Source organism: Pseudomonas kielensis, from assembly GCF_014236655.1.
Classification (GTDB): domain Bacteria; phylum Pseudomonadota; class Gammaproteobacteria; order Pseudomonadales; family Pseudomonadaceae; genus Aquipseudomonas; species Aquipseudomonas kielensis.
Genome location: NZ_JACMYG010000023.1, coordinates 16,801 through 26,942, shown reverse-complemented (window position 1 = coordinate 26,942; position 10,142 = coordinate 16,801). Strand labels below are relative to the sequence as shown.

The following is a 10,142-nucleotide window of genomic DNA, read 5'->3' as shown; positions in this document are numbered from 1 at the left end:
CCTGCACAAATGATAGCAAGTGGCTATTTAGCAGGCTCCCAGTCCCAACTGCATCATGGCCAGGCCACCCTGGTGCCAGCCCCACCAGGCCAGCGCCAACAGCAGCGCGACAGCGGCCGCCGCCACCAGCTTGAGGGCGATCCGGCTCATGCCGCACTTGCCTGGGCTTGCAAGCGCGCCACCGGACGCTCACGCACCGGCCAGTTCAAGGCCGCAGCCAGCAGGCTGAGGAGAATCGCTACTTGCCAGATCAAGTCATAGTTTCCTGTTCGGTCATACACCACCCCGCCCAACCAGCCACCGAGGAACGAACCCAACTGGTGAAAGAGGAAGACGATACCTCCCAGCATAGAGAGATTTCGCACACCGAACAGGGTCGCCACCGTACCGTTGGTCAAAGGCACCGTCGACAGCCATAGGAAACCCATCGCCATGCCGAACAGGTAGGCGCTGGTCTGGGTCACCGGCATCCACAGAAACAGCCCGATCACCACCGCACGCAGCAGGTACAGGCCGGTGAGCAGGCGCGGCTTGGACATGCGCCCGCCAAGCCAGCCGGCGGTGTAGGTGCCGAAGATATTGAACAGACCAATCAAGGCCAGCACCGTGGTGCCGACAGTGGCCGGCAGATGCTGGTCCACCAGGTAGGCCGGCAAGTGCACGCCGATGAACACCACCTGGAAACCACAGACAAAAAAGCCGAACGCCAGCAGCCAGAAGCCGGAGTGCGAACAGGCCTCGTGCAGGGCCTCCTTCAGTGTCTGCTCATGCCCCAGCACCGGCAGTGGCTTGTCCTTGAGCATACTCACCAGCGGCACAATCAACGCCACCAGCACACCCAGCACCAGCAACGCACTGGACCAGCCCAGCCAGCCGATCAGGCCCAGGGTGCCGGGCAACATGGCAAACTGGCCGAAAGAGCCGGCGGCACTGGCGATCCCCATGCCCATGCTGCGCTTCTCCGCCGGCAAGGCACGCCCGACCACGCCGAGAATCACCGAAAACGATGTGCCGGACAGGCCGATACCGATCAACAGGCCGGCACTGAGCGACAGCGACAGCGGCGAATCGGCCAAGCCCATGAACACCAGGCCCACCGCATACAGGACACCGCCCACCAGCACCACTTTCGCCGCACCGAAGCGATCCGCCAGCGCGCCGGTAAAGGGCTGTGCCAGGCCCCAGATCAGATTCTGCAAGGCGATGGCAAAGGCAAACACTTCACGCCCCCAGCCGAACTGCTCACTCATCGGCGGCAGGAACAGGCCGAAGCCATGCCGCACGCCGAGGGCCAACGCCAGAATCAGCGCACTTCCGACTAACACCCAACCGCTGCTACGCCACATCGATGTCATTATTCTTCTCCATTCGCGGGTATATACCCGCTTAAACTCGAAAAAACCCGCTTCATGCGAGTTCGTCCAGCAAGGCCAGCAACGTTGCGCGCTTCTCGGCGCCCAACCGATCGATCAAGCGTTGTTGCGCCGCTTCCCAGGCCGGCAAAGCCGCCGCCAGGCGCTCACGCCCAGCCTCGGTCAATTGCACGATGCGGTTGCGCTGGTCTTCACCCTCGACCAACCGCACCAGCCCTTCGCCTTCCAGCACCCGCAGGTTACGCCCCAGGGTGCTGCGATCCAGGCCCATGGCCTCGGCCAGGGTGGAAATACTCGGCTGATCCAGGCGCTGCAGATTGCACAGCAAAGAATACTGGGCAACGTTGATCCCGAAGCCATCGAGGGCGCCGTCGTAATGCCTGCTGACGCCACGGGCGGCGCGACGCAGGTTGGTGCATAAACACTGAGAGGCTAGCATGGTGCGTGTATATACCCGCGTTTGACTTTATGCAAGCTTTGCTTACGATTTCCCGGTTTAGCTCAAGCCAGCGCCAGAGCCATCAGCACCGCCACTTCCAGCAATTCCAGCAATGCCCCCGCCGTATCCCCGGTGGTCCCGCCAAGGCGCCGCATCATCAAATGACGCACACCGGCGAACACCCCGGCCGCCGCCACCAGCGCAATCACCCCACTCCAGCCCGCCATCAGCACGCAGGCCAGCGCACTGAGCAGCAGCACCCGCTGGCCGATCCTGCGTGGCAAGTGGTCAGCCAGTGCCTGCCCCAGCCCCCCTGCCCGCACATAAGGCGTCGTCAGGAACAAGCCGAGCAAGGCCGTGCGTCCGAGCAGTGGCGCAAGGATCAACGCGACCGTGGCCTGGTGTTCGATCAGCGCCAGCAAGGCGGCGAATTTGAGCAGCAGGACCAGCACCAGGGTGACCACCGCAATCGGTCCGCTGCGTGGGTCTTTCATGATGGTCAGGGTGCGTTCGCGATCACCAAAACCTCCCAGCCAGGCATCGGCACTGTCGGCCAGGCCATCCAAGTGCAAGCCGCCACTGAGCACCACCCACACCGTCAACAGGATGGCCGCGTGCAACATCGCCGGAGCCCCCGACAGCAAGGCGTTCAGGCCCCACAACAGCCCACCGAACAACAGCCCCACCAGCGGATAAAACAGCAGCGAGCGTCCCAGCTCCTGGGGGGATGGCATGCCCGGCAGGCGAATCGGCAGGCTGCTGAGAAATTGCAGGGCGATCCACAATGGCAACATGTCTACGCCTCTTCCCGAAGCACGACGTCAGCCTCGACCTGCAGGGAGAACAGCCCGCCGTGGCCGACTTCGACGTTCAGCAATTGCTCGCGCGGCAACCCGCGCGCGCGTGCCAGCAGCAGGCGCATGACCCCGCCATGGCTGACCAGCAACACCCGCTCACCGGCATAGGCCTGATGCAAGCGTTGCACCACCGCCAACACCCGCGCCGAGAAGTCGCTCACGGGCTCGCCCTCGGGCGGGGTGAAACCATAAGGGTCTGACCAGAACCGGCCAAGGGCGTCGGCGTCGGTTTCCATCAACGCCGCCGCGCTGCGCCCTTCCCAGGCGCCAAAATGCAGCTCTTGCAGATCCTGCTCCAGCGTCACCGGCAGGCCCAGTTGCGCGCCCAGCTCCTCGGCAAACCGCGCACAGCGTTGCAGGGGCGAACTCACCAGTCGGCTCCAGGGGCCGCCCCCCACCACGGCGTCGCGCATCTGCTGCCAACCCAGCGGGGTGAGCGCGTCATCCAGACTGCCGCGCAGGCCGCCGCCCAGTTCGGTTTCACCGTGGCGCAGCAGATCCAGGTGCAAGGTCATGCCGGGCGATCGGCAACCGCCGCCTCGGCAAAGGTCGCCATCTGCCCGTGCAGGTCGCAGGCCAGGCGCAGCAAGGGCACCGCCAGCGCCGCACCGCTGCCCTCGCCCAGGCGCAAGCCGAGGTCGAGCAGCGGTTGCGCGTTCAAGGTTTCCAGGACATGCCGGTGACCCGGCTCGGCCCCGCGGTGGCCGAACAGCAGCCACTCGCGACAAGCCGGATTGAGGCGCACGGCAATCAGGGCTGCGACGCTGCAGATAAAGCCGTCCACCAGCACCGCCAGCCCTTCCTGGGCACAGGCCAGGTAAGCGCCGACCAGCGCGGCGATTTCAAAGCCGCCGAGGTTGAACAGGGTTTGCAGCGGGTCACCGCGCTGCGCCGCGTGCAAAGCCAGGGCGCGTTCGATGACCTGGGTCTTGTGGCTGACGCCCGCCGTGTCCAAGCCGGTGCCCGGGCCGGTGAGATGGGCCACCGGACAATCCAGCAAGGCACAGGCCAAGGCACTGGCCGCGGTGGTATTGCCAATGCCCATCTCGCCGCCGATGAACAGCTCCGCGCCTTCGGCCAGGGCTCGCAACACGGTCCCGCGCCCGGCTTGCAAGGCTTGCGCGCCCTGGGCCGCAGTCATGGCCGGGCCATGGGCGAAGTTGGCGGTGCCAGGCCCCAGGTGCAGGTGGCGCACCCCCGGCAGGTTCAGCGATGGGGTGACGGTGCCGAGGTCGACCACTTCCAGCCGGGCTTGCAGCTGACGCGCCAGCACGCTGATGGCCGCGCCGCCGTTGACGAAGTTGCGCAACATCTGCCCCGTGACTTCCTGGGGAAAGGCCGAGACCCCTTCGGCCACCACCCCGTGGTCACCGGCAAAAATCCCGATCCACAGCTGGTTCACGCTCGGCTTGAGTCGACCTTGCAGCCCCGCCAACTGCACCGCCAGCGTTTCCAGCTGCCCCAGCGAGCCGGCGGGCTTGGTCAGTTGCTGTTGCAACTGCTCGGCGTCTTGCACGGCTTGGCGATCAACGGCCTTGCACGGGTTCAGCCACCAGGATTGAGTCATAACGCAGTACCTTTCAAAGTCAGGGGCAGGCCGGCGACGGTCAACACGACACGCTGACAGCGCTCAGCCAGGGCTTGATGCAACCAACCGGCTTCATCGACATAACGGCGAGTCAGTTCGCCCAGCGGCACGACCCCCATTCCAGTCTCGTTGCTGACAAAAATCACCTCTCCCGGCAACGCCGCCAGGCAGTCCAGCAGGGCTTCACGTTCCTGGGCCAGACGCTCGGGGTTGTCGAGCATCAGCAGGTTGGTCAGCCACAGGGTCAGGCAATCCACCAGCAGGCAGCGCTCGGCACTGGCGGTTTCGCGCAGAACCCGCGCCAGCGCCAGGGGCTCCTCGATCAACCCCCACTCGGCCGGACGGCGCGCCCGGTGATGGGCGACCCGGGCGTTCATTTCGCCATCCAGCGGCTGGCTGGTGGCAATGTAGGTCACCGCCAGGGAGCTGTCGGTGGCGAGCTTTTCAGCCAGGCGGCTTTTGCCGGAACGGGCACCGCCAAGGATCAATTGCAGCATGGTCATAACCTTTTATGAGCGGTATCAGGGGCGACTCTGCGCAGCGAGGCGCCCAGGCCGGTCAACCGACAAACCACAGAGCTCGCGCAACAGCCCGGTATCCAGGTGCTTCTCCACCAGGTCCGCCAGGCGCTCGATGTCGCGCTCGCGCAGCCCGTGATAATCGACCGCCTGCACATCCGCAAGCCCGGCCCAGCGCAACAGCGCACTGCATGCAGCCGGCGACTCGAACAGACCATGCAGGTAAGTCCCGAGGACCTGCCCATCGGCACTCTGCGCGCCATCGCTGCGGCCGTCGTCGAGCAACACGGCGGGCTGCTCCAGCGCCACCCCACGGGTGACCCCGGCATGAATTTCATAGCCACTGACCGCAGCGTTTTCCAGCACCAGGCGGCCACGCACATTGCGCAGTTGCTTCTCGGCCTCCAGCACCGTGTCGAAGGCCAGCAAGCCCAGCCCGGCACTGGAGCCCGCGGCCCCTTCCAAGCCCAGCGGATCATGCAACTGCGTGCCGAGCATTTGCAGGCCGCCACAGATGCCCAGCAGCTTGCCGCCGTAGCGCAGGTGACGGGCGATGGCGGTGTCCCAGCCATTGGCCCGCAGGTACGCAAGGTCGCTGCGCACGCTCTTGGAGCCCGGCAGGATGATCAGGTCGGCGGGCGGTATCGCCTGGCCCGGCCCGACGAATTGCAGATCGACCTGCGGGTGCAGGCGCAGCGGATCGAAGTCAGTGTGGTTGCTGATGCGCGGCAATACCGGCACCACCACCTTGAGTACCTGCTCGGCCTTGTCGGCCTGGCGCTGGTCAATGCCGTCCTCGGCTTCCAGGTGCAGGTCCATGACATAGGGCAAGACCCCGATGACCGGCTTGCCGGTCCGCGCCTCCAGCCAGTCCAGGCCCGGTTGCAGCAAGGCGATGTCACCGCGAAAACGGTTGATGATGAAACCCTTGACCCGCGCCTGCTCGCTGGCCGACAGCAATTCCAGGGTGCCCACCAGATGGGCGAAGACTCCGCCACGATTGATGTCGGCAATCAACACCACCGGGCAATCGACGGCCTCGGCAAAGCCCATGTTGGCGATGTCACCGGCCCGCAGGTTGATCTCGGCCGGCGACCCCGCCCCTTCCACCATCACCAGCGGATAGGCCGCGCTCAGGCGTTGGTGCGAGGCAAGTACTGCCTGCATGGCGATGGCCTTGTAGTCGTGATACGCGACCGCATTCATGCTGGTCACCGCGCGCCCGTGAATGATCACCTGGGCCCCGGTATCGCTGTTGGGCTTGAGCAGCACCGGGTTCATGTCGGTGTGGGGTTCGAGGTTCGCGGCCTGGGCCTGCACTGCCTGGGCCCGACCGATTTCGCCACCGTCGGCGGTGACAGCGCTGTTGAGCGCCATGTTCTGCGGCTTGAACGGCACCACCGGTACCCCCTGGCGCGTCGCCCAACGGCAGAGCGCCGTCACCAGGGTGCTTTTGCCGGCATCGGACGTGGTACCTTGTACCATCAACGTGGGCATGAGGTTTCCTTGGCATAGGCGACAAAGGCACGCTCAAGGCGCAACCAGTCGGTTTCGTCGGCCGGCAGGCCGAAGCGCAGGCTGCTGTTGTGGCTGAACAGGCGCAGCAAAATGCCCTGGCGTGCCATGAATTCATACAGGTGCTCGGCACGTTCGGTGCTCAACCACTGGAACAGCGCGCAGCCGCCCTGAGGCTTGAAACCATGCCGTTCCAGCAGTTCGACCAGACGTTCGCTCGCCTCTTCACTGCGCTGGCGCTGGCGCCGATGACCTTCGCTGTCGAGCAGGCAGGCTTGCCCCAGCACCCGTGTCGGCCCGGCAACCGCCCAGGGGCCCACCTGCTCGGCGAGCAGATTGAGCAGCCGCCGTTCGGCCAGGACAAACCCCAGGCGCACCCCGGCCAGGCCGAAGAACTTGCCGAAGGAACGCAACACGATCAGCCCGACCTGATGGGCAAAAGACGCCAGGCTCAGGTGCGGGGTGTTGTCCATGAACGCTTCGTCCACCACCAGCCAGCCGCCTCTCTGGGCCAGGCGGGCATGCCAGTCGAGCAGGCGCTCCGGGGTCAGGCTCAAGCCTGTGGGGTTGTTGGGGTTGACCACCACCAGCACGTCGAGGTTGTCGATGAAAAGCTCCACCTCCTGCTCCAGCACCTCGCGCACGATGTAGCCGTTACGCCGCCAGGCTTCGGCGTGCTCGGCATAACAGGGCGACAGGACGCCGACTTTGCCGGCACGCCGCAAGCGTGGCAGCAACTGGATGGCCATCTGCGAACCGGCGACCGGCAGTACCTGAGTCGCGCCATAGTATTGCCGGGCAGCCTGCTCCAGGCCGTCCTCGGTTTCCGGCAAGCGGGCCCAGGCCCTGGCGGGAATCGGCGGGATAGCCCATGGCCAGGGTGCCAGCCCGCTGGAGAGGTCGAGCCAGTCGGCCTCAGCAATTCCATAGTGCAACGCCGCCTTGCGCAGGCGACCACCGTGTTCAAGCATAAAACTCGGCCCCCACACAGAGGATCAACAGCCATAACCATACCCCGCGCTGGACCAGCAACCAGCCACGATCGATGGAGTCGGCGTCCGCCGGTACGCCCTCGCCCAATGGCGGACGCTGGTGCAGTTCGCCATGATAGATGGCCGCCCCACCCAGTTCGACGCCCAGTGCGCCAGCCCCGGCAGCCATCACCGGGCCGGCATTCGGGCTGTCCCAGGTCGGTCCCTGGGTACGCCAGCACTTGAGGGCCAGCCGGGTCTTGCCGAGCACCGCATAGGTCAAGGCCACCAGGCGTGCGGGAATGTAGTTGAGCACGTCGTCGATTTTCGCCGCCGCCCAGCCGAACCGCTCGAACCGTTCGTTGCGATAGCCCCACATGGCGTCCAGGGTATTGCTCAGGCGATACAGCACCACCCCGGGGGCCCCGGCCACGGCGAACCAGAACAACGCGGCAAACACTGCATCGCTGCCATTTTCCAGGACCGATTCGGTGGCCGCGCGGGCCACTTCGTTGGCGTCCAGCTCACTGGTCTGGCGGCTGACCAGGTAACTGACGCGGGTGCGTGCTTCGTCCAGGTCATTGCTGCGCAGCGCCTGGGCCACCGGCTCGACGTGCTCGCCCAGGCTGCGCAAGCCCAGGGCGCAATACAGGGCCAGGATCTCGACGATCCAGCCGAGGTAAGGCAGCCAGGACAACGCCGTGGCCAACAGGGTCAGCGGCACCACGGCCAGCACCCACGCGGTCACCCCATGGCTGCGCCAGCCACGGCCGGCAGAATTGAAACGCTGCTCGATGCGCCCGGCAAATCGACCGAACGCCACCAGCGGATGCCAGCGCTTGGGTTCGCCCAGCAGCGCATCCAGCGCAACGCCAGCGACACTCAACAACGCCACACTCATTGACTCACTCCCCAGACATTTTCATACAGCAATTCATGCAGCGGACGCACTTGCGCCCAGCCTTCAAGGGCCAGCATCGGCGCCGGATAAAAGGCCTTGACCGGGCCCAGGCAGAGAATCGCCACAGGCTTGGCCCCGGCCGGCAGTTGCAACAGATCGGCCAGTGCCTGGGGCTCGAACAGCGAAACCCAGCCCATGCCCAGGCCTTCGGCGCGCGAGGCCAGCCAGAGGTTCTGGATCGCGCAGGACAACGACGCCATGTCCATTTCCGGCAAGGTGCGGCGGCCGAAAATATGCCGCTCGCGATCGTCCATCAACGCGGCCACCAGCACTTCGGCGCAATCGCTGATGCCTTCGACCTTGAGTTTCATGAACTCATCGCTGCGCTCGCCGAGGGCTTGGGCGGTGCGGATGCGTTCTTCCTCCACCAACGCCTGGAGCTGCCCACGCAAGGCGCGGTCGCTGATGCGAATGAAGCGCCATGGCTGCATCAGGCCGACACTGGGCGCCTGATGGGCCGCTTCAAGCAAACGGCGCAGCAGCTCGGGCTCCACTGTGCCACCGCTGAAGTGGCGCATGTCGCGCCGCTCGGCGATGGCGCGGTAGACCGCCTGGCGCTCGGTGTCGGTAAAGGCGTTGTCGGTCATGAGCCGTTCGCGAGCGCGCTCGCTCCCTCAGGGTTCGGCGCAAACAATGCGGCGATCGCCCCAGGATTGGACGGGAAATAAAAGTGCACATAAGAGGCCGTCATCCGCCCCTCACGATAAACCGCCTCCGCGCCCCGCCCGCCGTTCGGGCTCAGCCCACGGGCAATCGGCTCAAGTTCCGTACTGGTCAGCGAATGGTGGTACGTGTGCCCACGCAACGTGCCTTCTGGCAGCTCGACCGCTTGCAGCGCCAACGCCGCCAGGCGTTTTTGCATCACCGCAGCGCCTGCCAGCAATCCCACCAGTTCGGCACGCGTGCCGTCTACGTCGGTGAGGGAATCGAGCAGGTACAGCATGCCGCCACACTCGGCGAGCAGCGGCTTGCCGGCGGCGTGATGGGCGCGGACGGCGTCGAGCATCGCGGTGTTGCGCGCCAACGCCACGTGGTGCAATTCCGGGTAGCCGCCAGGCAGGTACAGGCTATCGGCCTCAGGCAACTGACTGTCACGGATCGGCGAGAAGAAGCGCAACTCGGCGCCCATCGCTCGCAGCAAATCCAGGCTCGCACCGTAGGTGAACGCGAACGCTTCATCACGGGCTACCGCAATGCTGACTCCCGCAAGCAACGGCTCGACCGGGATCACGTCGGGCGCGGCAAATTCCACGGCTGGCGGCAAGGCCACCTGGCAACTGCTGCCCAGCGCTTGGGCGGCGGCATCGAGGCGCAGGTCCAAGTCGTTCAGCTCACTGGCTTGCACCAGGCCCAGGTGCCGGCTCGGCAATTCAATCCCGGTCTCCCGGGACAGCGCGCCATACCAGCGCAGGCCTTCGGTCAGGCTGCCTTCCAGCAACTGGGCGTGGCGCAGGGTCCCCACCCGGTTGGCGAGCACGCCGGCAAACGGCAGGTCCGGCTGATACCGCGCCAGGCCCAATGCCAGCGCCCCAAAGGTCTGGGCCATGGCGGTGCCGTCGATCACTCCCAGCACCGGCACCCCGAAGTGGCGCGCCAGGTCGGCGCTGGACGGGGTGCCGTCGAACAACCCCATGACCCCTTCGATCAGGATCAGATCAGCCTCAGCGGCGGCTTCCCACAATAGCCGGCGACTTTCCTGCTCGCCGACCATCCACATGTCCAACTGATACACCGGCTGGCCACTGGCGCGCTCGAGAATCATCGGGTCGAGAAAATCCGGGCCGCACTTGAACACCCGGACCTTGCGCCCCTGATTGCGGTGCAAACGGGCCAGGGCGGCGGTGACGGTAGTCTTGCCTTGGCCTGAGGCTGGCGCGGCGATCAGTACCGCCGGGCAAAAACGACTGCTGGTCATAAAAC

12 protein-coding genes are annotated in these 10,142 nt (G+C 65.6%); all 12 read right to left on the bottom strand.

All coding sequences use genetic code 11. The annotated features are described in order from the left end of the window. Positions 1 to 27 precede the first annotated feature (27 nt). The gene (locus tag H7995_RS28645) at positions 28 to 150 is read right to left on the bottom strand and encodes a hypothetical protein (RefSeq protein WP_256669755.1); all 123 of its coding nucleotides are present in this window, start codon (positions 148 to 150) and stop codon (positions 28 to 30) included. Continuing rightward, entirely contained in the window at positions 147 to 1,355 is a 1,209-nt protein-coding gene (locus H7995_RS19665) for an MFS transporter (protein ID WP_371927795.1), read from the bottom strand. Before H7995_RS19665 ends, H7995_RS28645 begins: the two co-directional genes overlap by 4 nt. Positions 1,356 to 1,407: 52 nt before the next feature. Continuing rightward, positions 1,408 to 1,812: a MarR family winged helix-turn-helix transcriptional regulator gene (locus H7995_RS19660; RefSeq protein WP_166589089.1), complete on the bottom strand. Its 405-nt coding sequence runs from the start codon at positions 1,810 to 1,812 to the stop codon at positions 1,408 to 1,410. A 62-nt stretch (positions 1,813 to 1,874) separates the two neighbouring features. Continuing rightward, entirely contained in the window at positions 1,875 to 2,606 is a 732-nt protein-coding gene (locus H7995_RS19655; protein WP_185818759.1) for an adenosylcobinamide-GDP ribazoletransferase, read from the bottom strand. A 2-nt stretch (positions 2,607 to 2,608) separates the two neighbouring features. Continuing rightward, entirely contained in the window at positions 2,609 to 3,184 is a 576-nt protein-coding gene (gene cobC / locus H7995_RS19650; protein ID WP_185818758.1) for an alpha-ribazole phosphatase family protein, read from the bottom strand. Continuing rightward, positions 3,181 to 4,236: a nicotinate-nucleotide--dimethylbenzimidazole phosphoribosyltransferase gene (gene cobT / locus H7995_RS19645; RefSeq protein WP_166589092.1), complete on the bottom strand. Its 1,056-nt coding sequence runs from the start codon at positions 4,234 to 4,236 to the stop codon at positions 3,181 to 3,183. The genes cobC and cobT overlap by 4 nt, the downstream gene beginning before the upstream one ends. Further along, a complete protein-coding gene (cobU, locus tag H7995_RS19640) occupies positions 4,233 to 4,754 on the bottom strand; it encodes a bifunctional adenosylcobinamide kinase/adenosylcobinamide-phosphate guanylyltransferase (RefSeq protein WP_182341841.1) in 522 nt (173 codons plus the stop codon). Before cobU ends, cobT begins: the two co-directional genes overlap by 4 nt. A 24-nt stretch (positions 4,755 to 4,778) precedes the next feature. Then, on the bottom strand, positions 4,779 to 6,272 hold the full coding sequence (locus H7995_RS19635; RefSeq protein WP_185818757.1) for a cobyric acid synthase: 1,494 nt from the start codon (positions 6,270 to 6,272) through the stop codon (positions 4,779 to 4,781). Further along, positions 6,260 to 7,261, bottom strand: coding sequence for a threonine-phosphate decarboxylase CobD (cobD, locus tag H7995_RS19630; protein WP_185818756.1), 1,002 nt, complete (start codon positions 7,259 to 7,261; stop codon positions 6,260 to 6,262). The genes H7995_RS19635 and cobD overlap by 13 nt, the downstream gene beginning before the upstream one ends. Continuing rightward, complete coding sequence (gene cbiB / locus H7995_RS19625) at positions 7,254 to 8,162, bottom strand: adenosylcobinamide-phosphate synthase CbiB (RefSeq protein ID WP_182341851.1); 909 nt, start codon at positions 8,160 to 8,162, stop codon at positions 7,254 to 7,256. The genes cobD and cbiB overlap by 8 nt, the downstream gene beginning before the upstream one ends. After that, the gene (gene bluB, locus H7995_RS19620) at positions 8,159 to 8,809 is read right to left on the bottom strand and encodes a 5,6-dimethylbenzimidazole synthase (protein ID WP_166589097.1); all 651 of its coding nucleotides are present in this window, start codon (positions 8,807 to 8,809) and stop codon (positions 8,159 to 8,161) included. The genes cbiB and bluB overlap by 4 nt, the downstream gene beginning before the upstream one ends. After that, positions 8,806 to 10,137 (bottom strand): cobyrinic acid a,c-diamide synthase CobB, encoded by a 1,332-nt coding sequence (locus tag H7995_RS19615; RefSeq protein ID WP_185818755.1) that lies wholly within the window; start codon positions 10,135 to 10,137, stop codon positions 8,806 to 8,808. The genes bluB and H7995_RS19615 overlap by 4 nt, the downstream gene beginning before the upstream one ends. Positions 10,138 to 10,142: the final 5 nt, after the last annotated feature.